24 protein-coding genes are annotated in these 23,646 nt (G+C 69.1%); 3 read left to right on the forward strand and 21 right to left on the reverse strand.

Going from position 1 to position 23,646, the window contains the following annotated elements; translation table 11 throughout:
• Positions 1–196: 196 nt before the first annotated feature.
• The 8 genes from K7W41_RS03200 to K7W41_RS03235 all read right to left on the reverse strand — a co-directional run bounded on the left by K7W41_RS03200 (position 197) and on the right by K7W41_RS03235 (position 5,879).
• Positions 197–721 carry a hypothetical protein gene (locus tag K7W41_RS03200; RefSeq protein ID WP_224604651.1) on the reverse strand — a complete coding sequence of 175 codons (525 nt, stop codon included), beginning with the start codon at positions 719–721 and terminating at the stop codon, positions 197–199.
• 124 nt (positions 722–845) lie between these two features.
• Entirely contained in the window at positions 846–1,382 is a 537-nt protein-coding gene (locus K7W41_RS03205; protein WP_224604653.1) for an HD domain-containing protein, read from the reverse strand.
• 156 nt (positions 1,383–1,538) lie between these two features.
• A complete protein-coding gene (locus K7W41_RS03210) occupies positions 1,539–2,096 on the reverse strand; it encodes an HNH endonuclease (protein WP_224604655.1) in 558 nt (185 codons plus the stop codon).
• Between the two features lie 97 nt (positions 2,097–2,193).
• Positions 2,194–2,868, reverse strand: coding sequence for a MarC family protein (locus tag K7W41_RS03215; protein ID WP_224604659.1), 675 nt, complete (start codon positions 2,866–2,868; stop codon positions 2,194–2,196).
• A 49-nt stretch (positions 2,869–2,917) separates the two neighbouring features.
• The gene (locus K7W41_RS03220) at positions 2,918–4,075 is read right to left on the reverse strand and encodes a radical SAM protein (protein WP_224604661.1); all 1,158 of its coding nucleotides are present in this window, start codon (positions 4,073–4,075) and stop codon (positions 2,918–2,920) included.
• Positions 4,069–4,425, reverse strand: a complete 357-nt coding sequence (locus tag K7W41_RS03225) for a twin-arginine translocation signal domain-containing protein (RefSeq protein WP_224604663.1) — start codon at positions 4,423–4,425, stop codon at positions 4,069–4,071. The genes K7W41_RS03220 and K7W41_RS03225 overlap by 7 nt, the downstream gene beginning before the upstream one ends.
• Before the next feature lie 301 nt (positions 4,426–4,726).
• Positions 4,727–5,431 (reverse strand): hypothetical protein, encoded by a 705-nt coding sequence (locus K7W41_RS03230; protein ID WP_224604666.1) that lies wholly within the window; start codon positions 5,429–5,431, stop codon positions 4,727–4,729.
• 58 nt (positions 5,432–5,489) lie between these two features.
• Complete coding sequence (locus K7W41_RS03235) at positions 5,490–5,879, reverse strand: Fur family transcriptional regulator (protein ID WP_224604670.1); 390 nt, start codon at positions 5,877–5,879, stop codon at positions 5,490–5,492.
• A 235-nt stretch (positions 5,880–6,114) separates the two neighbouring features.
• Here K7W41_RS03235 and K7W41_RS03240 point away from each other — a divergent pair, with 235 nt between their 5' ends.
• Together K7W41_RS03240 and K7W41_RS03245 are read left to right on the forward strand one after the other, a co-directional pair.
• The gene (locus tag K7W41_RS03240) at positions 6,115–7,047 is read left to right on the forward strand and encodes a biotin--[acetyl-CoA-carboxylase] ligase (protein WP_224604672.1); all 933 of its coding nucleotides are present in this window, start codon (positions 6,115–6,117) and stop codon (positions 7,045–7,047) included.
• Between the two features lie 37 nt (positions 7,048–7,084).
• Positions 7,085–7,669: a biotin transporter BioY gene (locus K7W41_RS03245; RefSeq protein WP_224604675.1), complete on the forward strand. Its 585-nt coding sequence runs from the start codon at positions 7,085–7,087 to the stop codon at positions 7,667–7,669.
• A 530-nt stretch (positions 7,670–8,199) separates the two neighbouring features.
• Here the strand turns inward: K7W41_RS03245 and recA are convergent.
• The 7 genes from recA to ilvA all read right to left on the reverse strand — a co-directional run bounded on the left by recA (position 8,200) and on the right by ilvA (position 15,461).
• Positions 8,200–9,267, reverse strand: a complete 1,068-nt coding sequence (recA, locus tag K7W41_RS03250; protein WP_224604678.1) for a recombinase RecA — start codon at positions 9,265–9,267, stop codon at positions 8,200–8,202.
• Positions 9,264–9,935 (reverse strand): RNA 2',3'-cyclic phosphodiesterase, encoded by a 672-nt coding sequence (gene thpR / locus K7W41_RS03255; protein ID WP_224604680.1) that lies wholly within the window; start codon positions 9,933–9,935, stop codon positions 9,264–9,266. Before thpR ends, recA begins: the two co-directional genes overlap by 4 nt.
• On the reverse strand, positions 9,923–11,143 hold the full coding sequence (locus tag K7W41_RS03260) for a CinA family nicotinamide mononucleotide deamidase-related protein (RefSeq protein WP_224604684.1): 1,221 nt from the start codon (positions 11,141–11,143) through the stop codon (positions 9,923–9,925). The genes thpR and K7W41_RS03260 overlap by 13 nt, the downstream gene beginning before the upstream one ends.
• A 713-nt stretch (positions 11,144–11,856) precedes the next feature.
• Positions 11,857–12,879, reverse strand: a complete 1,023-nt coding sequence (locus K7W41_RS03265) for an SRPBCC family protein (RefSeq protein ID WP_224604688.1) — start codon at positions 12,877–12,879, stop codon at positions 11,857–11,859.
• Between the two features lie 47 nt (positions 12,880–12,926).
• A complete protein-coding gene (locus tag K7W41_RS03270) occupies positions 12,927–13,400 on the reverse strand; it encodes a GNAT family N-acetyltransferase (protein WP_224604690.1) in 474 nt (157 codons plus the stop codon).
• A gap of 87 nt (positions 13,401–13,487) precedes the next feature.
• Complete coding sequence (locus K7W41_RS03275) at positions 13,488–13,808, reverse strand: hypothetical protein (protein ID WP_224604693.1); 321 nt, start codon at positions 13,806–13,808, stop codon at positions 13,488–13,490.
• A gap of 108 nt (positions 13,809–13,916) precedes the next feature.
• A complete protein-coding gene (ilvA, locus tag K7W41_RS03280) occupies positions 13,917–15,461 on the reverse strand; it encodes a threonine ammonia-lyase, biosynthetic (RefSeq protein ID WP_224604694.1) in 1,545 nt (514 codons plus the stop codon).
• Positions 15,462–15,627: 166 nt separating this feature from the next.
• Here ilvA and K7W41_RS03285 point away from each other — a divergent pair, with 166 nt between their 5' ends.
• Positions 15,628–16,017, forward strand: coding sequence for a hypothetical protein (locus tag K7W41_RS03285; protein ID WP_224604695.1), 390 nt, complete (start codon positions 15,628–15,630; stop codon positions 16,015–16,017).
• Between the two features lie 123 nt (positions 16,018–16,140).
• Here K7W41_RS03285 and K7W41_RS03290 read toward each other — a convergent pair whose 3' ends face one another.
• The 6 genes from K7W41_RS03290 to K7W41_RS03315 form a co-directional block, all read right to left on the reverse strand.
• Positions 16,141–16,977, reverse strand: coding sequence for an HpcH/HpaI aldolase/citrate lyase family protein (locus tag K7W41_RS03290; protein WP_224604696.1), 837 nt, complete (start codon positions 16,975–16,977; stop codon positions 16,141–16,143).
• 163 nt (positions 16,978–17,140) lie between these two features.
• Positions 17,141–18,049 (reverse strand): RIO1 family regulatory kinase/ATPase domain-containing protein, encoded by a 909-nt coding sequence (locus K7W41_RS03295; protein ID WP_224604697.1) that lies wholly within the window; start codon positions 18,047–18,049, stop codon positions 17,141–17,143.
• Positions 18,050–18,475: 426 nt separating this feature from the next.
• Positions 18,476–19,423, reverse strand: a complete 948-nt coding sequence (locus K7W41_RS03300) for an ABC transporter substrate-binding protein (protein ID WP_224604699.1) — start codon at positions 19,421–19,423, stop codon at positions 18,476–18,478.
• A gap of 57 nt (positions 19,424–19,480) precedes the next feature.
• Positions 19,481–20,560 carry an HD-GYP domain-containing protein gene (locus K7W41_RS03305; protein ID WP_224604701.1) on the reverse strand — a complete coding sequence of 360 codons (1,080 nt, stop codon included), beginning with the start codon at positions 20,558–20,560 and terminating at the stop codon, positions 19,481–19,483.
• Between the two features lie 97 nt (positions 20,561–20,657).
• The gene (glyA, locus tag K7W41_RS03310; RefSeq protein WP_224604703.1) at positions 20,658–21,884 is read right to left on the reverse strand and encodes a serine hydroxymethyltransferase; all 1,227 of its coding nucleotides are present in this window, start codon (positions 21,882–21,884) and stop codon (positions 20,658–20,660) included.
• A 263-nt stretch (positions 21,885–22,147) separates the two neighbouring features.
• Positions 22,148–23,632, reverse strand: a complete 1,485-nt coding sequence (locus tag K7W41_RS03315) for a potassium/proton antiporter (protein WP_224604705.1) — start codon at positions 23,630–23,632, stop codon at positions 22,148–22,150.
• Positions 23,633–23,646: the final 14 nt, after the last annotated feature.

Below are 23,646 nucleotides of genomic sequence, written 5' to 3' on the forward strand. Positions count from 1 at the left end.
CATCCCTGACGGAATTTTTTCGACCGGAGGGAGAGGGAAAAAGGACGGATTTCCGGGAATTGGACCTGGAAGGCTCCGCAGGAGAGGAACATCCAGTTCTTTCCTGGATGTTACGGAAATGGACGGCAGTCCGTATGAGCACCCATGCAGAGGACCCCGGCACCAGCAGGCGCCGGGGTCCCCTTCTGTTTGCTGCTTAGCGGCGGTCGGTGGGCTGACCGGTCGTGGTGCCGGTGGTGTAGGTCGTGGTGGTGGTCGTGTGGCGGTTGCGCCCCAGCAGGCCCGCCAGACCCAGCAGGCCCAGCAGTCCCCAGGGGAACTGGCGCGTGTCGGCCACGCCGTCATTGTTGGTGTCCACTACGCCGTCGCCGTTGGGGTCCACGGCGTTGTTCACGGCTTCGCCTGCGTTGTTCACCGCTTCGCCGGTGGCCTGGGCGGCGTTGTTCACGGCCTCGCCGGTCGCCTGGGCCGCGTTGTTCACAGCTTCACCCGTCGCCTGGGCCGCGTCGTTCACGGCTTCGCCGGTGGCCTGGGCCGCGTTGTTCACCGCTTCACCCGTGGCTGCTGCGGCGTTGTCCACGGCTTCGCCGGCCTTCTCAGCGGCGCCGTCGGTGGAGTCGGTGTTCGTGTCCTGCACCTGAATCAGGTTGGGCTGGGGCGCGGCGGCCAGGGCGGTGGGGGCGGCAAACAGCAGGGCCAGGGTCAGCAGGGTCTTGTTCATGGGGATCTCCTTGGTGGGCCGCAGCCGGCAGGTGCAACGGTGGCCGGGCCTTTTGACCCCTGCATTGTGAGTGCTCTTACGCAACGCCGCCCAAAGCTGATCTTGACCCCATGCTCAGGTGATCTTATGAATTGGCCGCCTGCATGGCCTGAAGCACCCGCGCCATGTGCTCGTCCAGCGGCACGCCCAGCTCCTGGGCACCCTGCTCCACCTCCTCACGGTTGACCCCGGCGGCGAAGGCGCGGTTTTTAAAGCGCTTTTTCAGGCTGGACAGCTCTACGCCGCGCACGTCCCTGTCCGGGCGGATCAGGGCGGCGGCCTGCACCAGTCCGGTCAACTCATCCACCGCATAGAGGGTCTTGGCCAGCCGGGTGTTCCGGGGCGTGCCGGTGTAGGCCGCGTGGCCCATGATGGCGTCTAGCACCTCGGGCGGGGTGTCGGTGTGCGCGCGCAGGTAGGCCACGCCCCAGGCCGGGTGCTCCTCGGGGTGGGCTTCATAGTCAAAGTCGTGCAGCAGGCCAGTCACCGCATACAGCTCCTCGTCTTCGCCCCAGTGGCGGGCATAGGCGCGCATGGCGGCTTCCACATTCAGCATGTGCCGCTGCAGCGACAGGGACGGCGTGTGCTGGACCATCAGGGCGTAAGCCCGCTCGCGGTTCATGGCCGCAGTGTAGAGGGGAGAGGGGCCAGGGGCTTTGAGCCATGGGCCATGAGGTCTGGACCGTGAGGATGGAATGCCACCTCAATCCAGCCCCAAAGACAAGAGCCACGTGGCCAGCATCTGCCCCATGGCTCATGGCCCATAGCCCGCGCCCCTTCACCCCCCCAGATACCGGCTCCACTGCGGCTGCCAGTGGGCAAACTGCCCGTGGGCATACACCCCGAAGCTGGGCGCCCGGGGGCGGGTGCGCAGGGGCATGGCGGCCTCTTCGGGGGTGCGGTTGCCCTTGCGCTGGTTGCAGGTGCGGCAGGCGGTCACCACGTTGTCCCAGGTGTGGCGCCCGCCGCGCGAGCGGGGCAGCACATGGTCCAGGGTGAGTTCCTCGGCCGAGCCGCAGTACTGGCAGGTAAAGGTGTCGCGCCGCAGCACGTTGCGCCGGTTAAACGGCACCGGATGCACGCGGGGGCGGCGCACGTAGCGCCGCAGGCGAATCACGCTGGGCACCGGCATCACTGTGCTGGGCGAGCGCACGACATCGGCGCTGTTCTCCAGAATTTCCGCCACGCCGTACTGCACCAGCGTGATGGCCCGCTTGGCACTCGTGACATGCAGCGGTTCATAGGACGCGTTCAGGACCAGCACGCGGGGCGCGTTCAGGTCAGCCGCTACGGTGGGTCGGCGGGGCTCGGGCTGCACGTCCTTTCTGGAGATCATGCCCGGCATTCTAAAGCGGCCTGTTCAGGCAAATGTTGCGCACAGACGCTTAGTTGGCCCTTAAGGGCGGTGGGGGCAATGGCCTAGCGCGCCCGCCCTAGCCCAGCCCAGGCAGCACGCCGCCGGTTTTCAGACCGCCGCGCAGCAGCTCCAGGGTGCCGTCGGCCACGTACTGCACCGCCAGGGCGCCCAGCAGCACGCCCAGCACACGCGTGACCACGTGCACGCCGGTCAGGCCGATCACGCGGGCAATCTGTCCGGAAAGGCGCAGGGCGAGGTAACACAGCAGCAGCACGCCGGCGGTGACCAGAAACACCGCCGAGAGCAGCAGCGGCGAGCCGTGGGCGTCGGCGGCCAGAATCATGATGCTGGCCAGCGTGCCGGGGCCGGCAATCAATGGAATCGCCAGCGGAAACACACTGATGTCCTGGCGTTCGTGGGCCTCCTGCTCTTCCTCGGCGGTTTCCTTGCTGCCGCTGGGGCGCGCAAAGACCATGTCCAGCGCGATCAGAAACAGCAGCACGCCCCCGGCAATGCGAAAGGAGCTGAGGCTGATGCCCAGGTGTTCCAGCAGCGCCCGCCCGAACAGCCCAAAGGCCAGGATGATGATGCCCGCCACCACACAGGCCTTCACGGCCACCCGGCGCCGCTCGAAGCTGGGGCGATTGCCCGCCAGCCCGATAAAAATGGGGGCCAGCCCCACCGGGTCCATCACGACCAACATGGTCAGGAACGTCTGGAGGGCGATACTGGACAGTTCCGCGACGTTCACGGTCCGAGCGTATCAGACAGGGGCGTGGGGGCGGGTCCCTGCCCCCCCACTAAGCCCAGGCCACGGGGGGCGCCCCAGCAGCGGGGGCGGGCGGCAGCGCCCGGTCAATGTGCTGCGCCACATGCAGGATGACGCGCTGCAGGTCCAGGCAGTACACGCTGGGGTTGGCAAAGCCGCGCTCAGCGCTGTAACGGTTGGGCAGGTAGCCGCCGCCGCAGACCTCGCGCAGCGCGCAGCCGCCGCACATGATCGCGTCCAGCCCCTGCTGTCCGGCCACCGCCGCTTGGTACACCGGCGTGTCCTGCAGCGCCCACAGGTCGTGGCGCAGCACGTTCAGGCCCGTCAGGGTCAGGCCGTCGCGGCAGGCACGCAGGGCGTCGAGCGGCTCCAGGCTGCCGTCGGTTTCCACCACGGCGATGTTCACCGGCGCGCCGCCCAGCGAATCAATGTGCTGCCGCGCGCCCACCAGCAGCTTCATGATGTCAAACAGCATCCGCACCAGCACCTGCGGGTTGTTCTCGGCCCACCACGCGTCAAAGATGGGCAGCAGGTACTCGGCGTAGGCGCCGGGCCGGGGCGGCGGGGCGTCCCAGTTGTGGTCCAGCGGCAGCAGGAAATCCATGCGGTCCACGCCCAGCGCGCGCAGATGGTGGTAAGTGGCCGCCCCCGACACCGACGGGTCAATCACGCACAGCACGCCGCCGAACAGCTGTTCACGCGCTGGGTGGGCGTTCAGGCGCTCAAGGGCGCGCCGGGTGGCCTCGTAGGTGCCGCGCCCGGCGTGGTCCACCCGGGTGCGGTTGTGCACCTCGGGCAGGCCGTCCACGCTGAGGGCCACCACCACCCCCAGGTCGGCAAACAGGTCCAGCCACTCCCCGGTCAGCAGCACCCCGTTGCTCTGCACCGTGAACTCGAAGGCCACCTCGGGCGCCGCGCCCCGCAGGGCCGCCACAGCGTCGCGGAACCACGCCGGCCCGGCCAGCAGCGGTTCGCCGCCGTGAAAGGTGACGCTGGCCTTCGTGCGCCCCAGGCGCCGCACCTGCGCGGCAATGCGCCCCGCCGCCGCCACCACCACCTCGCGGGGCATGACCGGCGGCCGGCCGGCGAACGAGCGGTCGCGCAGGTTGAACATGTAGCAGTAGGGGCAGTTCAGGTTGCAGCGGGCCGTGGCCTTGAGGATGAACGACGCGGGTTCGTGCCCTACCACCGCAGGCCGAAGCTCAGGTCGAAGCTGGCTGCGGCGTCAGGGTTGAAGGTGCGCACGATTTCCAGGCCGCGCAGCAACATGGCGCTTTCGGCAAGGCGCTGCGACTGGGCCTGAATGCTGCCCAGGCCATTGAGGCGCGTCTGCACGGCCGCCTTGTCCAGCAGAATAGGCGCGGCTTTCATCACCGGCTGGGCCAGGGCGCCCTGCCCCAGCGCGCCGCCCACCACGGCGGCCCCGGTCATCAGGCCGGCGCGGCGCAGGAAATCGCGCCGCTGCTCGGCGGCCGTCAGGTCCTGCTCGGTTCCTGCAGTGTCGTCGGAAAGCGGGCGGTCGAGATCATGCTCGGACATCGCAACCCCTCCTGGGTGCCCACACGGCAACGCCACGTCTGGCTTCTCCCCTTACACGTCCAATGTGAGCAACTTCATAGTTATCCTGCGGGTCAGCTTCAACTACAGAGCGGCTTACATTTGAGGTGGCAGTTCGTGGCCCTCAGAGCGGAAAGCACATGACCTGAAGGGTTCACTTTCAGGTCATGTGGGGCGAGTGGACTTGCAAAGCTGCGGAGCAGAGCGATTGACCGCGACAGACAGTGGTTGGAGTGGAGTTGAGGGGGTGCCTTCATCCCCAGGGCGAAACGGATGACCGCTGTCAGGGCGCTGCCGGGCGCACATTCAATTCCAGGGTGCCGCTGGCCTCTATGGCGCGGCCCTGTTGCTGGGTCACGGCGCGCACGCCCACGGTGTAGGAATTGACGGGCGTGTTCGGCGCCACCTCCACCTTGAGCGCGAAGGCTTCGCCCGCCCGCACAGGGGTGGCGGGCACGGTCACCCGGATACCCGTCACCGGGCTGGCGCCCTGCAAGGTGAACGGCTGCGGATGGCTCTGAACGGTAAAGCCGCCGATCCGGCCGCTTAGGGTGCGCGACTGCCCGGCCGGCAGGCTCAGCGCGCTGATGCTCTCGCCCGGCTGTCCCGCGTTCACGCCAGAGAGCACCACGTAGCCGCCCGCACAGCCGCTGCGGCGAAGGCCGGCAATATCCTGCGCCCCCACGAACAGGGCCGGCAGCAGTGAAGCCACCACCAACCCCAGCCCCAGCGCGGCCCGGGTCGGGCGGCGCCAGTTGGCCGCGGTCAGCGCGAGCCCCCCGGGGCCCAGCAGCAGCGCGGGCAGCAGGGCCAGCAGCGTGCGGCCCTCGCAGGGGCCCGTCAGCAGGCCGGTGCCCAGGGCGCGCACAGCCAGGGTCAGCGCCGCGCCCAGCCCCCAGCCCAGCGCGAAGGCCGGCAGGAAGGTCTGCAGGCGGTAGGTGGGAAAGGCCGGCGGTTCGCTGGGCGGGGCAGGGGGCGGCGCGCTCATGGGCGCAGCGTAGCGCCGCGCTCCCAGGCCGCGCGTCCCGCGCAGCGCAGGGCCGCGCTCAGGCGCTCTGGCAGCCGGGGCACAGGCCCATGAATTCCAGGCGCACGTCGGTCACCTGGAATCCCGGGGGCAGGGCCGAGGCCGGAAGGACTGGCACGTCGCCCGCATCCAGGTCGAAAATGGCGCCGCAGGTGCGGCACACCGCGTGGGGGTGGGTGCGGCCTTCGTGCTTGTAATCGTAGCGGGTGGCCTGCCCGGCGCGTTCCAGGGTGACCACCACGCCGTCACGCACCAGGGCGTCCAGGGTGCGGTACACGGTGCCCAGGCTCACGCTGGGCAGTTGCTGGCGCACCTGGGCATGAATCCAGGCGGCGTCGGGGTGTGACCGCGCTTCACGCAGCACCTCCAGAACGGCCAGGCGCTGTTTGGTCTGGCGCACCATCGTCATGGGTCCAGTTTACCAAACGCGTTCTGACGGGCCAATGACCGCTTCAGGATGGCCGCTGGCAGAGGGGGTAGGGTTGACTTGCCAGCTCTGTGCACGGCCCTGTGCGCCGCCCTATGACCTCCGCTCCGGCCGCCCTGGGAAGCCCTCGAACCGCTCTGCCTCCTGCCCCGCGCCCACAACTCTGCACCCGGTTCATTGCTTTCGTTCAGCGGGGCGCGTAAAACCCTGAACGGCCATGCCCGACCGCCTCCTGCCCCTGCTGACCCAAGAGCCCCAGACCGGCGACGCCCTGGGCGCCCGCCTGGGGGTGGGCCGCGTGACCGTGAACACCCTGGCCCGCCGCCTGCAGGACGCCGGGGTGCCGGTGCAGATTGGCCGCGCTGGCTACGCCCTGAGCGCCGAGACCCCCGCGCCGCAGTTCGTGGTGCGGCCCACGCCTATTGGCGCCCAGCTGCGCTATCTGGGCACGGTGGGCAGCACCCAGGACGAGGTGCGCGCCTGGGCCGACGACCCCCACGCGCCCGCCCCACACGGCGCCGCCGTGGTGGCCGAACGCCAGACTCAGGGCCGGGGCCGCCGGGGCCGCGCCTGGGCCACCACGCACGGCACGCTGGCGTTCTCGGTGCTGCTGCGCCAGGGGCCGGGGGGTGCCCCACTGACCCTGCCGGAACTGGCGCTGTTGCCCCTGGTGGCCGGCGTGGCGGTAGCACGCGCGGCGGGCGTGGGCGGCCTGAAATGGCCCAACGACCTGCTGGCCCCGGATGGCCGCAAACTGGCCGGCATTCTGCTGGAAGCCGACCTGCGAGGCGAGGAAGCCCGGCGGGCGGTGCTGGGCATTGGCCTGAACGTTTCGGCGGCCCCGGACGGCGCGGCCCACCTGCGCGAATTTGTCCCCGAGGTGACCCGCGCGGGCGTCCTGGGGGCCGTGCTGCGCGAACTGCACACCTGGCTCTCGGGCACGCCCGAGGAGGTGCTCTCGGCGTGGCGGGCCGCCAGCCTCACCCTGGGGCGCCCGGTGCGGGTGCAGACCCCGGCCGGCCCCCTGGAGGGCCTTGCCACCGATCTGGACGCACGCGGCAGCCTGCTGGTGCAGACCCCAGAGGGCCTGCACACCGTCAGCGCCGGCGACGTGCAGTTGATCGGCATGCTGGGCGCCGCTTCCCCCTGACCGTTTCCCTTTCGTCCCTCACCCCAAGGAGATTCCCATGACTGTGCTGCACCCCACTCTGTCCCGCACCCTGCTGCCGGCCCACAGCCGCGCCCGTGACCTCGCCCTGATCGTGGGCGGTGCGGCCTTCGTTGCCGTGCTGGCCCAGGGCTCCATTCCCCTGCAGCCGGTGCCCCTGACCCTGCAGACGCTGGGCGTGCTGCTGGTGGGCGCCGCCCTGGGCTGGAAGCGGGCCCTGGCCGCGCTGCTGCTGTATGTGGCGGCGGGCGCCGCAGGGCTGCCCATTTATGCCGGTGGCGGCAGCGGCGTGCTGAACCCAGCCGGTACGGGCCTGCGCGCCAGTCTGGGCTACCTGATCGGCTTTCCCTTCGCCGCCGCGCTGGTGGGCTTTCTGGTGGAACGCTTCGCGCTGGACCGCAAGTTCCTGGGCACCTGCCTTGCCATGCTAGCGGGCAACGTGGTGATCTACCTGTTCGGCCTGCCCGTCCTGGGCGCGATCACCGGCCTGGAGGGACAGACGCTGCTCACCGCTGGCCTGACCCCCTTTCTGCTGGGCGACACCCTGAAACTGCTGCTGGCCGCCCTGCTGCTGCCCGGCGCCTGGGCGCTGCTGCGCCGCTAACTCCACTCGACCACCAACAAAGTGCCCCCGCCTTCACTCGGGCGGGGGCGCTTGCTTGGAGCCGGGTTGTCGATGTCTCCCGTGCGGAAACCCCGGCCCTTTGCGTGGGTTCAGTGTGCGCGGGGCGGGCTATGCCGGGCATCCGCCGAAAGGTGCAGCGCGCTGTAGGCGAAATGGGGGAGGGGGCAAGCCCGCCCCTTTTGAGGCCCCTATGATTCAGTGCCCCTGTGTCGCCGAAGAGGCTGACAAAATTATGCCCTTGAGCGGCGCGTCTATACATTCTGCCTGTTTTCTAGAAAGAAAAAGTCCGGAGGCGACGGTGCAGTCAATATGGGCACGAGCATCGGCATGGGGACAGGCATCGCCATTGGGATGGGCGGCAAAGAACGGCCACCGGAGTCATGACTGGTTTGGTCATGACTGCCGCGCTGCCCGGACGCCATCGTTCCGGGCGCTTGCGCTGCAGCGATGAGGCCACACAAGAAGCGCCGGCGGCTTCATAACCCCGGCGCTCTTGACAGGCTCTGCGCTTATTCCGCCACGCTGGGCACGGCGGCCAGCGGATCGCGGCCGTCCTTGATGGCGCCCAGCACGCGGGTGCGGATCTCGGCTTCCATCTCGGGGCGCTCGGCGATGTAGGCAATGGCCTTTTCCTTGCCCTGGCCGATGCGTTCGTCGCCGTACGAGTAGAACGAGCCGGCCTTCTTGATGATGTCCATGTCGCTGGCCAGCGTCACGAGGTCGCTCAGCTGGTCAAAGCCCTTGCCGTACATCAGGGTCAGTTCGACTTCCTTGAAGGGCGGGGCCACCTTGTTCTTCACCGTCTTGACCTTGACCGTGTTCGCCACGGCGTCGTTGCCCACCTTGATGGGCTGGCCGATCTTGCGCACGTCCAGACGCACCGAGGCGTAGAACTTCAGCGCCCGGCCCCCCGTCGTCGTCTCGGGGTTGCCGTACATCACGCCGATCTTCTCGCGCACCTGGTTGATGAAAATGGCGGCGGTGCCCGTCTTGGAGAGAATCGCGGTCAGCTTGCGCAGCGCCTGGCTCATCAGGCGGGCTTGCAGGCCGGGCAGAGAGTCGCCCATCTCGCCCTCAATTTCCGCGCGGGGGGTCAGGGCGGCCACCGAGTCCACCACCACCACGTCAATGGCGCCCGAGCGCACCAGCAGCTCCATGATTTCCAGCGCCTGCTCGCCGTTGTCGGGCTGTGAGACCAGCAGTTCGTCGGTGTTCACGCCCAGGCTGCGAGCGTACACCGGGTCCAGGGCGTGCTCGGCGTCAATGAAGGCGCAGGTGCCGCCGGCTTTCTGCGACTGGGCCACGATGCTCAGGGCCAGCGTGGTCTTGCCGCCGGACTCCGGGCCGTAGATTTCGGTGATGCGGCCCTTGGGCACGCCGCCCACGCCCAGCGCGAGGTCCAGCGACAGGCTGCCGGTGCTCACCGCCTGCACGTCGAGCTTGCTCTCGGCGCCCAGCTTCATGATGGAGCCCTTGCCAAACGCCTTTTCAATCTGGCTCATGGCCGTTTCGATGGCCTTGGCGCGTTCTTTGGCGTCGGCGGGGGCGGCGGTGTTCAGCTCTTTGTCTTTGCTCATAGGGTCTCCTGGGCACGGGGTTCAGGTGAAGTGGGGGCGGATTCGGACGCGGGCGCCGGTGCGCCGCGCAGGCGGAAGGTACTGACGGTTTCGTGAATGGGGCCGGTCTTGCGCAGGATGGAGCGGTAGAGCGTGACCTGCGGCGCCTGCCAACCCTGCGAGAACAGCAGGGGCGGCACGCGCGGCGCCGGGCCCTTCTTGCGCGCCAGGGTGACATGCGCCTTGAAGGGCAAGTCGTCGGTGTCCACGCCCAGCGCCTGCAGGCCAGCGCGCAGGGCGGCGGCCAGTTCGTTCAGGCCCTCGCCCTCCACCTTCACGAACCACACGCGGGGGCTGCCTTCGTTGGGAAAGTAGCCGGTGCCGCGCAGCTTCAGGTGCAGTGGGGGCAGGTCCTGGGTCAGCTGGGCCCCCAGGCGCTTAAGGTCGTCCACGCGGGCGGGCGGCACGGCGGGCAGGTAGGCCAGGGTCACATGAAACTGCTCGGCGGGCACGGGGCGCCAGTTGCCGCGCAGCTTGCCCTGGGCCTCCTGCAGGGGGGGCGCCAGCGTGGCGGGCACCTTCAGGGCGTAGAACAGGCGCAGGGTGCTGGGGGTATGGGGCTCGGCCGGAGACGACCCCTTGGGCGGGGCGGGGCGGCGGGGGGCAGGTTTGACCTTCACGCCGACCATCCTCCGGGCCGCAGGCCCCGCAGGGCAAGCCCCAGCGCCGAGACGGCCGCGCGGTCCCGCACCTGCGCCGCGTCGCCGGGCCAGTTGAGGCTGAGGGTCCGCACGTCGCCCTCGCCGGTGTCCAGCGCAGCGTGGGTCTGCCCGGCGCCCTCGCCGTGGGTGCAGGCCACCACCGCCAGCCCCACCTGCGCGCCCAGGTGCTCGCGGGCGCCGGCCGCCAGTTCGCGCGCGGCCTGCTCGCTGTACAGCCCCTGGTCCTGCAGGGTGACCGGGGTCAGGCCCAGGGTGATCAGGCGGCGGTGGTCCTGGGTCACGGCGGCGTCCAGAAAGCCCGCCTGATCGGCCAGCAGGGTACACAGCACACCGCCGCTGCCAGCCTCAATGACGCCCAGCGTGCGCCCGCCCAGGGCCGCTTGCACGGCGCCCGGTAAGGTCTGGTCGTCCTCGCCCCAGGTCCACTTTTTCAGGGCCGCGCGCACCTGCTCGCGCGCGGGGTGCAGCAGGGCCTGGGCTTCGGCTTCGCTGGGGGCGCTGGCCGCCACGCGCACGTCCACGCCGGTGCGGCGGGCGTAGGTGGCCACGCTGGGGTTGGCCTGCCGGGTCAGGTCGCCCAGCAGTTCGGCGATGTTGCTTTCGCCAATGCCCTGGGTGTGAATGGTGGTGTGCAGCAACGTGGCGCTGGGCAGCGGCAGGCGGGGCAGCACCTGTTCGCGCCACATCTTCTGCATCTCGCGCGGGGGGCCGGGCAGGGCCACGATCAGGCGCTCCTGCCCCTGCCAGAGGGTGCGAACAAACCAGCCCGGCGCCGTCCCCACCGGGTTGGGCAGGGCCTGGGCCGAGGGAATCAGCCACGCCTGCTTGCGGTTGATCTCGGGCATGGTGCGCCCGCGCGACTCGTACAGGCCGCGCAGCCACGCCAGGAGTTCGGGATCTTCTGTGGGGGTTTCCTGCAGCGCGGCGGCCACCGCCTCGCGCGTCAGGTCATCGTCGGTGGGGCCCAGGCCGCCGCCCAGCAGCAGCAGGTCGGCGCGGCCCAGGGCGGTGTGAATGGCGTCGGTGAGGCGGTGCAGGTTGTCGCCCAGCACAGTTTTGCGGTGCAGGGTCACGCCGCGCCCGGCCAGTTCTCTGGCCAGGAACGCCGCGTTGCTGTCGACGATTTCGCCGAACAGCAGTTCTGTTCCCACACTGATGATTTCTGCTATAGGCATAACAACCTCGGGGTAGTATAGGCGAAAGCGAAACTTGAGTCCAGTGTGGGGGGCTATGGTTTTGTGAATGGAGTTGGGGCGGTGGGGCGTTGGTTTGCTGGCATTGCCCCACCCCCCAGCCCCCTACCCCAGAGGGGCAGGGGGAGCAGGCGTTGGCACTGGGCAACGTTGACTGACGGTTCGGGGCGGCCTTCCTTCGCCCCGCGTTGTACGCCGTCGCCTTGCTCCGCCCATCGCCGTATGCCCGCGCGCTTCGCGCACGACGGCTTCGTCTGGACCCGGGCGGTAGAGGGGCAGGCCATCTTGGTGCGGCCCAGAAGGTTCTACTTTTCAAAAGACAGAAGCTGGGGTGGTAGTGGTTCAGACGATTTGAGCCGTCTGCCTCGGGTGGCTTGGCAGACAGGCTGCTTTTGCCCCTCCCCCCTTGCGGGGGACTGGGACAGCTCGCACTGCGAGAGGTTGGGAGGGGGGTGAGCGGGCATGGCGTCCCAGATGCCCTCACTCTCATGGCCTCCTGACCTCGCTTTAGAGCAGTTGACATCAAGAAGATGTTGGTTCTTGACCCTCTCCCCTCGTGGGAGAGGGCCTCGCGCAGCGAGGGGTGAGGGGTTCTTTTGTCAACCGCTCTAAAACGGCCCGAACCATGCAGGAGGTAATTTGGGCGTGGTCAGCGTGGTTGTGCCTGTTCGAAGGGGGCGAAATGGAATTCCTTGTCAATCCAACCGGGCCTCGGCTTCAGCGCGGTCGCGGACCACGTCCAGGATGGTGCGTTGCAGGTCGTGCATGATGGCCTGCGTAAAGTAGGCGGCGTAGCCGTTAAAAGGCGTGCTCAGGCGCTGGGTGCTGCTCAGGTGGAGGAGGGTGACGCCTGGCTCCACCTCCTCCAGGCGGTAGGTGCCGCTCAGGACGTCGAAGAACCGGCCGCCCACCCGCACATGGGGGTCCAGGCCGCCGGGGTCGCGGGCCTGGATGCGGAACGACAGCAGCCGCCCCTCCTGCCAGTCGGTCACCGTTTCCAGAAAGCTCAGGCCGCCGTCAAAGGTGGCGAGGCGCGCTGCCCCCACACCCGTTCCCGTCAGCACCGCCTCGCGGGGGCGGGGCAGGCCAGCAAGGTGGGCCCAGCCCGTCTGAATTTCGCGGTCCTGAATACGCGGCACGCTGCGAATCTGCGCCCAGACGGCTTCCGGGGGCGCCTTTACCAGCACGCTGTTGGTGACGGTGCGGTACACGCTGGGCGGGGTAAGGCGCTGCTCCAGCGGGCCCAGCACGGCTGGCAAGGCGGCGGTCAGCAGCAGTGCGCCCGCGCGGCCCCGCCCCCACCAGCGCTGCGCCAGGAACGCCGCGCCTGCCCCCAGCGCCGCCATCACGTACATCACCGGGGCGGCAATAAAGGCGCACAGCACGCCCTCGAAGCCCACCACCAGCGCCGTCACCAGAAAGACGGTGGTGGTCAGCGCCGCCACCCCTATCGCTTCGCCCAACGGCGAGGGGCGCGGCGGTGGCGGGTCGCCAAATGGGTCGGGCACCGGGGCCGGCGGGCGGGGCGGGGTGAGGCGCAGGGTGATGGTCACCGACAGCAGCCCCAGCACGAACGGCACCAGAAACAGGTAAGACGCCACCATCACCCCGGCGCCACCGTCGCTGCCGTCCAGCACATGTAGCCACAGATACACGCCCAGGCCATACAGCACGCCTGCCGCGCCGCCCAGCAGCGCCCCGGCCCCCAGGGGTTTCATGGCCCCAGCCTACCCTGCGCCCGGTGGTGGGGCCGGGCAGATGGTGCCTAGGCTTCCCGCAGCGGCAGCTCGTAGCACAGGCTGTTGTCTATGCCCTCGTAGTAGCCAAAGTTGGGAATGCGGCGAAAGCCCGCGCGTTCGTACAGGGCCAGCGCGGCGGCCTGCTGGTCGCCGGTTTCCAGCACCAGCCGGGCGTACCCGGCGGCGCGGCCCCGGGCAATCAATTCGTTCAGGAGCGCCCGCCCCACCCCCCGGCCCCGCGCGGCAGGCACGGTGTACATGCGCTTGACCTCGGCTGAAGCCTCATCCCAGCGTTTCAGGGCGCCGCAGGCCAGCAGGTCGCCGTTCTCCTCGGCGGCCAGCAGCACGCAGCCTTCACCGCTGAGGGTCAGGGGGTCAAAGGGCTCGGTGCGCTCGTCGGTGTCCTGGTACAGCTCGCGCAGTTCGCGCTGCTGGGCGTTCATCAGGGCCTGCACGCGGAGGTCGGTGGGCGGCATGTCCAGCAGGCGCGGGGTGGGCATGGCTCAGCGTAGGCACAGCCCGCCACCAGGCGCAAGGCCAAATTCTCGCCCCAGGGTGAAGGCGGGCGGGGAGTGCTGCGCCGCCCGTCAGTGGGCCACCAGTTCCGCCACCCAGTCGCCCGAGGGCAGACGGTCGTCGCGGCTCTGGCCGGTGGCGCTGGGGTGCTGGGTGAAGCGGGCCACGGTCCAGTGCTGTGCCCCGGCGCTCAGCACATAGCTGCCGTGTTCGCCGGGCCCCGTGACGCGGCGGCCACTGCTCTGAAAGGCCACCTCCACGCTGGTCCCCACCGGAAGCGCTTCCAGACTGGACGTGACCACTTCACCCTGAAAGGTGCGCTGGGGGTCGGTGGCCTCGCCCTGCCACGCGCCACTCAGGCCCACGGTCTGCGTTGTGCGTGTCTCTGTCATGGGGTTTATCTCGCCATGCCGGGCCCCGGCGGGGGTGAGTGGGGCCGCAGCACCCCTTCATATGTGACTGGGCGTTTAGACAGGCGGGGGCTCAGGGCAGCGAAGCGATCAGGTCAGGAAGAGGCGGTAGGCGGGGTTGTGGGTCATGTCGCTCGCCGGGTAGCCCACGCCGGCCAGGAAGGCCTCAAACGCGGCCTCGTCGTCTGGGGGCACCTGCAAGCCCGCCAGCACCCGTCCGTGGGCGCTGCCGTGGTTGCGGTAATGAAAGAGGCTGATGTTCCAGCGGCCATGCAACTGGGTCAGAAAGTCCAGCAGGGCGCCGGGGCGCTCGGGGAAGGTGAACGAATACACCCGCTCAAAGGCCGCCTCGGGCGCCCGCCCGCCCACCATGTGGCGTACATGCACCTTGGCGAGTTCGTCGCCGGTCAGGTCCAGCACCGGGTAGCCGCGCGCTTCTAACTCGGCGCGCAGGGCCGCGCGCTCGTGTGCGCCACTCAACTGCACCCCCACGAAAATCTGGGCCTGGGCGCGCGGGGCGTAGCGGTAATTGAACTCGGTGATGGCCCGCTTGCCCACCACCTCGATAAACGCGCGGAAGGCGCCGGGCCGCTCGGGAATGGTCACGGCGAAGATGGCCTCGCGCTGCTCGCCGATTTCGGCGCGCTCGGCCACGTGGCGCAGGCGGTCAAAGTTCACGTTGGCGCCGCAGGTCAGGGCCACCAGCGTCTGCCCCTGCAGGCCGCGCTGCGCGGCGTAGCGCTTGAGCCCGGCCACCGCCAGCGCGCCCGCCGGTTCCATCACGGCGCGGGTGTCGTCGAACACGTCCTTGATGGCGGCGCAGACCTCGTCGGTGGTCACGCGCACCCAGTCGTGCACGTGGCGCCGCGCCAGTTCAAAGGTGTAGGCCCCCACCTGCTTGACCGCCACTCCATCCACAAAAATGCCCACCTCGGGGAGGCGCACCCGCTCGCCCGCCTGCACCGACTGGTACATGGCGTCGCTGTCTTCGGGCTCCACACCCACCACCCGGATATCCGGGCGCAGGGCGGCCAGCACGCCGGCCACCCCCGCAATCAGGCCGCCGCCGCCCACCGGCACGAACACGGTCATCGGCCCCTCTGTGTCCAGTTGACGCAGCAGTTCCAGGGCCACGGTGCCCTGCCCGGCCAGCACCAGGGGATCGTCGTAGGGGTGCACAAACGTCAGGCCCCCGGCAGCCTGCAAGGCGTAGGCGTGGGTCTCGGCGTCGCTGAACGAGTCCCCGAACAGCACCACCTCGGCGCCCCGGGCGCGGCAGGCGGCCACCTTGATCTCGGGGGTGGTGGCGGGCATCACGATCACGGCCCGCAGGCCCAGTTGCTGCGCGGCGTAGGCCACCCCCTGCGCGTGGTTGCCCGCCGAGGCGCAGATCACGCCGCGCCCCCGCTCGGCGGCCGAGAGCTGCGCCATCTTGTTGTAGGCGCCGCGCAATTTGAAAGAAAAGATGGGCTGCTGGTCTTCGCGCTTGAGCAGCACGCGGGCGCCCGTGCGGGCGCTGAGGCGCGGGGCCTCGCTCAGCGGGGTCTGGTGGGCCGCGCCGTACACCTTGCCGGTCAGGGCAAGGCGCAGCACGTCGCTGGCGGTCAGGTCTTTCGGCAAAGCAACTGCTTCCATGTGGCCCCCCAAAGAAAACGCCCCCGAGCACTCGTCTCGGGGGCCAAGGACAGCGCGCAGGCCGTCAGGAGCTTGCCCCTGGTGGCCGGAGAATTCGCGCCGCGTTCATAGGGCGAGCATAGGCCGGGGCTGGATTGTCCGCCTCCGCCAGGGGTAGACAAGACCCATGACCCCTCTGGGCAAGCTGCCGGCCCCCGAAGCCCTGACGCTGCGCGACGTGACTGTCCGGCGGCGGCGGCTGTGGCCGTATGTGGACCTGGGCCCGGTGTTCCTGTTCATGGGCATCTCGGGCGTGGACCACGGCCGCGAGGCCCGCCTGCAGCGGCGCTTTGAGCAGGAGTACTACCCCTATCTGGTGACTGCCCGCCCCTCGCGTCCGCTGCCCCCGGGCCGCTACACCTTCAGCGGCCTTCCAGAAGACGCCAACCGGCGCGGCTGGACCGTGGGCCCGGATGAGCTGGCGCGCACCGAACTGAGCGAGGAAGCCCACAGCGCCTTTGAGGAGTGGCGCCAGCGCGGCGAGGGGGCGGTGGTGCCGCAGCGCCGGGAGGACTAGAGCGGTTGAGAAAAGCCCCCCCTCACCCCTCGCTGCGGCGCCGCTCTTCGAGTCCCACGAGGGGCGAGGGTCGAGATCCAACATCATCTTTATGGCACCTGCTCTAGAGCAGTGCTGTCGCACTCAGCCCTGCTGCGCGGCCCACAGGGCCAGCGTCTCCTGGGCCTCGTCCACATGCATCTGTTCCACCAGGGCGCCCTGGAAGGTCGCCACACTCTGCCCGGCGGCGCGGGCCTCGTTCCAGGCCGCCAGCAGGGCGCGGGCGCGCTCGGTTTCGGCCTCGCTCACGCCATAGGCGGCGTTGGCGGCCTCAATCTGGCCGGGGTGAATCACGGTCTTGCCCGCAAAGCCCAGGGCGCGGCCCTGCGCACATTCCCGCGCCAAACCTTCGGGGTCGCGCACATCGTTGTACACGGCGTCCAGCGGCACCTTGCCATAGGCGCGGGTGGCCAGGACCACAGCGCTCAGGGCATGGAGGAGCGGCTCCCGGCCCGCGTGGGGGCGGGTGCGCAGGGCGTGGGCCAGGTCGTTGGCCCCGGCGATCAGGCCCGCCACCCCCGGCGCGGCGGCAATGGCAGGGGCCCCAAGCACCCCCAGCGGCGTTTCGATCATGGCCCACAGCGGCTTCGGCCCGGCCAGGGTGGGCGGCGCCTCGACCTTGGGCAGCACCACCCCGGCCAGCGCCGGGTGCGCGGCCAGCGCCAGATCATCCCCGTGCCAGGGGGTGCCCGGGGCATTCAGGCGCAGCAACACCGGCACCGGCCAGGGCTGGGCCAGGGCGGCGCGCGCCTGCTCGCGGGCCCCGGCCTTGTGCTCGGGGGCCACCGCGTCTTCCAGGTCCAGAATCACCGCGTCGGCGCCCAGGGCGCGGGCTTTTTCTATGGCGCGGGGCTTGTCGCCCGGCACATACAACACGGAGCGCCAGGGGCGCGCGGCGGCAGGAAGGGGCTCAGCGGTCACGGCGCTCCGGTTGGGCGCGGCGGGCGGCGCTGCTGCCCAGCAGAAATGGCAGCAGCACCAGCAAGAATCTCAGGGGACGGGCCATGCGGGCAGTATGAAACATGGGTCTGCAGGGCACAAAAAACCCACTTCACGAAAGGAAGTGGGCGGGGGCGCGCGGCCTTCACGGCAGCAGCAGGCGGGGGGCCGGGGCCGGGCCCAGGGCGCGGCGCTGCACCTCGCGCAGGGTGCTCTGGGTGTCGGCGTGGACGCCGTGCTTGCGGAAGCTGGTCACGAGGCTCTGGGCGTCCCTGGCCAGCAGGTCGTGAAAATGGGGGTTCTGGCGCGTGGTGAGCTGGGGAAAATCAATGATGATCACGGTGTCCTCCCACCAGAGAAGGTTGTAGGTGCTGTAGTCGCCGTGGGCGTAGCCCAGCCGCAGCAGATCGGCCATGCCGCGCACGCTCTGGTCCCAGGCGCGCTGGGCCTGCTCGGGGCTCAGGGCGGCGTCACTCAGGCGCGGGGCAATCTGGTCTTCGGTGCCAATCAGGCGCATCAGGACGGCGGGGGTGGTCTGGGCGTACTCGAAGGGATGGGGGCCCACCAGGGGTTCGGGCACGGGCAAGCCTGCTGCCCACAGGTGCCACAGGTGGGCGTACTCGGCGTTCACCCAGCCCTCTTGCAGCATGGCGAGGCCCTTGCGGGTGCGGCCTTCCATGGCCCGCTTGGCGCGCGCGTCCAGAATCACCTGTCCGGCGCGGTACACACTGTCGTTCTTGAATGAGCGGGCTTCTAAGTCGCGGTAAAGCTTCAGCAGAACGCTGCCTTTGGGGCCGCGCGCCACGTACGCCGTGGCTTCCTTGCCGCTTTTCAGTTCGGCCACCACTTCGGTGATGTGGCCCAGGTCTTTCAGGCGGCGAATGACATCGTCCTGCTCACCCTCGCCCTCGGCGGTCAGGTCGGCCAGCGCGCGGCGGCCCGTGGGCTTTTTGCGGGGTCGCCGGATGCGCTCCTGCGGCTCGTCGGTCAGATCGTCAGTGTCGTCCCAGACATCGTCCTGGGCGCTCCACTGGGGCTGTCGTTGGGCGCTCATGGGCGCCCCGGGGGGTTACAAGGCTTGGGTGCGCCCGAAGGCAGAGGTGGCCCGTGTTGGTGAAACAAAATCACTCCTGTTGGCAGGGACGAAGACTCGGTGGGCAGCGGTCTTGGTGTCAGTGATATCGGTCATAGGCAACACCTCCTTTCGGTGATGAACGCAGCGTAGCAGGCAAATGCGGCGCCTGTCACGAAGATCTGCGGCGCTAGGCCATCACGCCTAGCGGGGGTGGCAGATGCAAAAGGGCAGGGTTTCCACGACAAAACCGCGCCCAGATCAGGCGCGGTCAAAGGCTGCGGGTTGTCTGCAGATGCTGTCTGGGAGGTGGACAGCCGCCGGTGTTTCCCCTTCGCTGCGCCACGCTGCAAGCGCCTTCAGTCAGGACCTTTCGGAAAGGGGGAGAGGAAGGCGTTGGAAGCTGGCTTACTTCAGCGTTTTGCTGATGTAGGCGTTGGTGTAATAGTCCGTGGCCTTGGCATTGGCGGGCAGTTTGCCCTGCTTGACCAGTGCGGCCACTGCCTTGGTCCACGCGGCCGGGTTCATGGCCCCCAGGCCGTTCGCCTGGGCGTAGGGGCCGGTCATCAGGGGCACGCTGGCGCGCAGCACGTCCAGGCTGCCACTGCTGCCAAACACCGGCTGGGCCAGCTTGAAGGCGCGTGCGGGGTCGGCCACCGTAAATTTCAGGCCGCGCTGCGCGGCGCGCACCACCTTCTTGGCCAGATCGCCCGAGAGGCTCTTGCCTGTGCCAATCAGGCCCACGCCCACCATCGGGTAGGCGCCCGTGACATCCAGGGTATACACGCGCTTGCCGCTGGTGCGGGCCAGTTGCAGCACGTCGTTGTTGGCGTAACCCACGGCGGCGTCCACCCGCCCGGCGCGCACGGCGTCCACCTGCGTAAAGCCGATGCTGCTCAGGCGCACGTCCTTGCCTTCTTGCAGCCCGGCGCTGTCCAGCAGCGCCTGAATGGCGTGGTAGGAGCTGCCAAAAGGGCCGGGCAGGCCCACCGTGAGGCCCTTCAGGTCCTGCACCGTATTCAGGGGCCTGAGGCTAAAGACCGTGACCGGGTTTTTCTGGTACATGGTCATCACGTAGCGCACGTCGGCGCCCTGGTTGCGCGCGAAGATGGCGTCTTCGGGGTCGCCCACCACAAAGTCCAGCTTGCCCTGCAGCAGCAGGGGCAGCAGTTGCGACACGTAGCCGTGCTGGTAGTTGACCTTCAGGCCCTCGGCACCGAAATAGCCCAGCTTGTCGGCCACGTAAAAGGGCGTGAACTGCACGTCCGGGTTGTAGCCCAGGCCAATGTTCACCGTGCGCTGCGCGGCGGCAGAGGTGGCCAGCAGGCCCAGCAGCAGGAAGGCGGCGCGTCTCATGAGGGCGAGTATAGGCGCGCCGGGTGACCCGTCTGTGATGCAGGCGGCGGTCTGCCGTTACGCCTGGGCCCGGCCCAGCACGCCGGTCAGGGCGCGCACCACCCGGGGGTCAAAATGGGTGCCGCTGGCCGCCTGGATAAAGCTCAGGGCCTCGTCGGCGCTCCAGGCGGCCTTGTAGGTGCGGTTGCTGGTCAGGGCGTCGAACACGTCGCACACCGCAAAAATGCGCGCGGTCAGGGGAATGGCCTCGCCGCACACCCCCCGGGGATAGCCGGTGCCGTCCCAGCGTTCGTGGTGGGCCGCCACCACATTCAGGGCCTCGTCCGGCAGGAAGGGCAGCTGCTGGGCCAGATTCACCCCCTCGTCCACATGGCGGCGCATCCGCTCGCGCATGCCGTCGGTGAGGGGGCCGGGGCAGTGCAGAATCTCGTCGGGCAGGCTCAGCTTGCCAATGTCGTGCAGGTACGCCCCCCAGCGCAGGGCGCACAGGTCCCCCTCACTGAGGTTCAGGGCCTGGCCCAGCTGCGTGGCCAGCCGGGTCACCCGGTCGGTGTGGCCGTGGGTTTCGGCGCTGCGGGCTTCCAGGCACAGGCCCAGGGCGCGCAGGGCACTTTCGTGGGCGTGGCGCTCGCGTTCCTCGGCGTCCAGGCGGGCGGCCAGCAGGGCCATCAGGCCGGTCACGCTGCGCACCAGCGCCTGCTCGGCCGCTGACCACGCCTGCGGCGAGAGCCCCAGCAGCAGCAGTGTGCCGATCAAGCGGCCCCCGGGGTCATGCACGGGGGCCGCACTCAGCGAGCGCAGGCCCGGCACCGCGAAGGTGCGCGCGGCCGGGTGCGTGCGGATATCCGCGATAAAGAGCGGCTCCTGCGCCTGGGCCAGCGCCCGTACCAGGGGCAGTTGCGGCGACAGCCCCTGACGCCAGCGGCCCAGCGGCTGCACCCCACTTTCGGCGCGCACCCGGTACAGGTTGTCCGGGGCCCACCACTGGTAATACCCGGCCCCGTGCGCGCCCGTGTGAAGCAGCAGCGCGTCCAGCACCGGCTGCATGGCGCTGCCCAGGTCGGGGGCCGTGAGCCCCAACCGCGTGAGCCGCAAGGTCAGCTCAGCGAAGGTCCCGGAAGCGTCGGCCGTGGTCATGAGATAGCTCTACTATGACACACCCAATGAGGAAAACCTCACAAAAGGGAAAAGGGGGCCACGCGGCCCCCCTCTGGGGTGATTCCGGGAGGCGCCTTCAGGGCAACGGAAAGCGCCCAGCGAAGGCGTGGACCTCAGCCTTCACGTCCTCGCCTTTCAGGGCGCGGTCAATCAGGCCGGCGATGGTGGGCATGTCGCTCTCGACCATGCCGCGCGTGGTGACGGCCGGCGTGCCAATGCGGATGCCGCCGCCGTGCAGGATTTTTTCGGTGTCGTAGGGCAGGGTGGACTTGGAAATGGTGATGTGGTTGGCGTCCAGGCGCTTGGTGGCCTTGGTGCCGTTCAAGCCCTGGGGGCGCAGGTCCAGCACCAGCAGGTGGTTGTCGGTGCCGCCCGACACCACGCGGTAACCCAGCGCCTGAAAGGCGGCGGCCAGCGCCTGCGCGTTCCTGATGATCTGCGCGGCGTAGGTTTTGAATTCGGGCTGCAGCGCCTCGCCAAAGGCCACGGCCTTGGCGGCGATCACATGTTCCAGCGGGCCGCCCTGGTAGCCGGGGAACACGGCGCGGTCAATCTTGGCGCCCAGTTCGGGGTCGTTGCTCAGAATGATGCCGCCGCGTGGACCCCGCAGGGTCTTATGGGTGGTGCTGGCCACCACATGCGCGTGGGGCAGCGCGTTGGGGTGCACCCCGGCGGCGATCAGGCCCGCAATGTGGGCGATGTCGGCAAACAGAATGGCGCCCACCTCGTCGGCCACCGCGCGGAAGGCCGCGAAATCAATGGTGCGGCTGTAGGCGCTGGCGCCCGCAATGATCATCTTGGGCTGGTGCTCGTGGGCCAGGCGGCGCACTTCCTCCATATCAATCCGCTCGGTTTCGGGGTTCACCTTGTAGCCCACGATTTTGTAGCGCAGGCCCGAGAAGTTCACCGGGTTGCCGTGCGTCAGGTGCCCGCCGTGCGAGAGGTCCATGCCCAGCACGGTGCTGCCGGGCTCAATCAGGGCGTTGTACACCGCGAGGTTGGCGCTGCTGCCCGAGTGCGGCTGCACGTTGGCCCACGCGGCGCCGAACAGTTCCTTGACGCGGTCAATGGCGAGCTGCTCGACCTGATCCACGACCTCGCAGCCGCCGTACCAGCGCTTGCCGGGGTACCCTTCGGCGTACTTGTTGGTCAGCAGCGAGCCCTGGGCTTCGCGCACGGCCGCCGAGGTGAAGTTCTCCGAGGCGATGAGTTCCAGCCCCACGCGCTGGCGCTCGGCTTCCTGGGCGATCAGGTCAAAGACGGCCGTGTCGCGGGCCTGGGTGGGTGCAGCGGTGCTGGTCATAGGGTCACGGTAACACTGCGGGGTGTGCTGGCCGGGCGGCGTGTCTTTGCAGGGCAGACGTGGGGTGGGGGGGATGGGTGATGGTGGAGGGTTGATGGAAGGGGGCGGGAGATTCATGGGTCGAGACGTCGAGGGGTCAGGGGTCGAGAGGGGAAGTGGGTGGGGGCGCTGGGAGGGAGGACAGCGGATGGCGGATGGGTCATCCCGGCCTCGTCTGTTCTCGACACCTCGACTTCTCGACACCTCGACCTCTCAACCTTCCCTCAGCCCCCCACCCCTGGACTGGGCCGCCCCTCGCCCAGCACCCGGCGCACTTCGCGCAGTTCGGCGTCGCCGGCCAGGACCAGCACGCTGTCGCCGGCCAGGAGCTGGGTGGCCCCCTTTGGAATCAGGAATTCGCCGGCGCGGTGCACCAGAATCACCAGGGCTTCGGGGGGCAGGTGCAGGTCCACGATTCGGCCGCCGTCCGCGAGGCTGCCGCGCATGACTTCCACCTCCACCATCTCGTTCTTGTTGTGGCCGGTGGGGGTGTAGGTGATGGGGTAGGTGGCCTGCGCCGGAATCTCCTCGCGGACGTGCAGCCAGCGGGCCACCAGGGTCAGGGTGGTGCCCTGCAGCAGCACGCTGGTGAGCACGATAAAAAAGACGATGTTAAAGAGGGTGCGCGCCTCCGGAATGCCGGCCACCAGCGGAAAGGTGGCGAGCACGATAGGCACTGCGCCGCGCAGGCCCACCCAGGCCACCATGCTTTTCTCGTTCAGTGGCATGCGGGCGTTCGCCAGCGAGAGGTACACGCTGACCGGCCGCGCCACAAACACCAGCATCAAGGAACAGGCCAGGGCCAGCCCCGCCGTGGGCAGCAGTTCGTGGGGATTGACCAGCAGCCCCAGCGTGAGGAACATGCCCACCTGCATCAGCCACGACAGGCCGTCGTGAAAGCCGATCAGGGAGCGCTTGTGGATAAAGTCGGCGTTGCCCAGCAGCACGCCCGCGATGTAAATGGCCAGAAAGCCGCTGCCGCCCACCACGGCGGTGCCGGCAAAGATAATCAGGGCCAGCGCCAGCATCAGGACCGAGTACAACCCTTCAAACTGCAACTGCACGCGGTTGAGCAGCCAGAGGGCCGCCCGGCCCAGCGCCAGACCCAGCAGCGCGCCCAGCACCATCTCCTTGAGAAACAGCGGCGCGATGCTCAGGACCCCCTGGCCCGGGTGCGCCATGAGTTCCAGAATCCCCACCGTCAGAAACACCGCCATCGGGTCGTTGCCCCCGGACTCGAATTCCAGCAGGGGGTCAATGTCGCCCTTCAGGCCCAGGTTGCGCTCTTTGAGCACCGAGAACACGGCGCTGGCATCGGTGCTGCTGACAATGGCGCCCAGCAGCCACGCGGTCAGCCAGGGAAAGCCAAAGGCGTAGTGGGTAAAGGCCGCCATCACCCCGGCGGTGGCCAGCACGCCCACGGTGGCGAGGCTCAGGCCCCGGCGCACCACCGGGCGGGTCAGGGCCCAGTTGGTGTCCAGGCCCCCCTGAAACAGGATGAAACACAGCGCCACCGTGCCGATGGCCTGCGCCAGTCCGTAATCCTGAAACTGAATGCCCAGGCCGTCGCTGCCGAACAGCATGCCCACGCCCAGAAACAGCAGTAGCCCCGGAATGCCCAGGCGCCCGCCCAGCCGGCTGACGAGCAGGCTGACCAGCAGCAGCACCCCGGCCGCCAGCAGGTAGCCTTCGGCGTGCACTTCACCCATGAAAGGCCCGGTGC

The sequence above is a fragment of the Deinococcus multiflagellatus genome (genome assembly GCF_020166415.1).
Taxonomy (GTDB): domain Bacteria; phylum Deinococcota; class Deinococci; order Deinococcales; family Deinococcaceae; genus Deinococcus; species Deinococcus multiflagellatus.

Bases quoted from the DNA above. Each gene is read 5' to 3' on its own strand.
- K7W41_RS03200 (WP_224604651.1), bottom strand. From the start codon at position 721: ATGAACAAGACCCTGCTGACCCTGGCCCTGCTGTTTGCCGCCCCCACC.
- K7W41_RS03205 (WP_224604653.1), bottom strand. From the start codon at position 1,382: ATGAACCGCGAGCGGGCTTACGCCCTGATGGTCCAGCACACGCCGTCC.
- K7W41_RS03210 (WP_224604655.1), bottom strand. From the start codon at position 2,096: ATGATCTCCAGAAAGGACGTGCAGCCCGAGCCCCGCCGACCCACCGTA.
- K7W41_RS03225 (WP_224604663.1), bottom strand. From the start codon at position 4,425: ATGTCCGAGCATGATCTCGACCGCCCGCTTTCCGACGACACTGCAGGA.
- K7W41_RS03230 (WP_224604666.1), bottom strand. From the start codon at position 5,431: ATGAGCGCGCCGCCCCCTGCCCCGCCCAGCGAACCGCCGGCCTTTCCC.
- K7W41_RS03235 (WP_224604670.1), bottom strand. From the start codon at position 5,879: ATGACGATGGTGCGCCAGACCAAACAGCGCCTGGCCGTTCTGGAGGTG.
- K7W41_RS03240 (WP_224604672.1), top strand. From the start codon at position 6,115: ATGCCCGACCGCCTCCTGCCCCTGCTGACCCAAGAGCCCCAGACCGGC.
- K7W41_RS03245 (WP_224604675.1), top strand. From the start codon at position 7,085: ATGACTGTGCTGCACCCCACTCTGTCCCGCACCCTGCTGCCGGCCCAC.
- recA (WP_224604678.1), bottom strand. From the start codon at position 9,267: ATGAGCAAAGACAAAGAGCTGAACACCGCCGCCCCCGCCGACGCCAAA.
- thpR (WP_224604680.1), bottom strand. From the start codon at position 9,935: ATGGTCGGCGTGAAGGTCAAACCTGCCCCCCGCCGCCCCGCCCCGCCC.
- K7W41_RS03260 (WP_224604684.1), bottom strand. From the start codon at position 11,143: ATGCCTATAGCAGAAATCATCAGTGTGGGAACAGAACTGCTGTTCGGC.
- K7W41_RS03265 (WP_224604688.1), bottom strand. From the start codon at position 12,879: ATGAAACCCCTGGGGGCCGGGGCGCTGCTGGGCGGCGCGGCAGGCGTG.
- K7W41_RS03270 (WP_224604690.1), bottom strand. From the start codon at position 13,400: ATGCCCACCCCGCGCCTGCTGGACATGCCGCCCACCGACCTCCGCGTG.
- K7W41_RS03275 (WP_224604693.1), bottom strand. From the start codon at position 13,808: ATGACAGAGACACGCACAACGCAGACCGTGGGCCTGAGTGGCGCGTGG.
- ilvA (WP_224604694.1), bottom strand. From the start codon at position 15,461: ATGGAAGCAGTTGCTTTGCCGAAAGACCTGACCGCCAGCGACGTGCTG.
- K7W41_RS03285 (WP_224604695.1), top strand. From the start codon at position 15,628: ATGACCCCTCTGGGCAAGCTGCCGGCCCCCGAAGCCCTGACGCTGCGC.
- K7W41_RS03295 (WP_224604697.1), bottom strand. From the start codon at position 18,049: ATGAGCGCCCAACGACAGCCCCAGTGGAGCGCCCAGGACGATGTCTGG.
- K7W41_RS03300 (WP_224604699.1), bottom strand. From the start codon at position 19,423: ATGAGACGCGCCGCCTTCCTGCTGCTGGGCCTGCTGGCCACCTCTGCC.
- K7W41_RS03305 (WP_224604701.1), bottom strand. From the start codon at position 20,560: ATGACCACGGCCGACGCTTCCGGGACCTTCGCTGAGCTGACCTTGCGG.
- glyA (WP_224604703.1), bottom strand. From the start codon at position 21,884: ATGACCAGCACCGCTGCACCCACCCAGGCCCGCGACACGGCCGTCTTT.
- K7W41_RS03315 (WP_224604705.1), bottom strand. From the start codon at position 23,632: ATGGGTGAAGTGCACGCCGAAGGCTACCTGCTGGCGGCCGGGGTGCTG.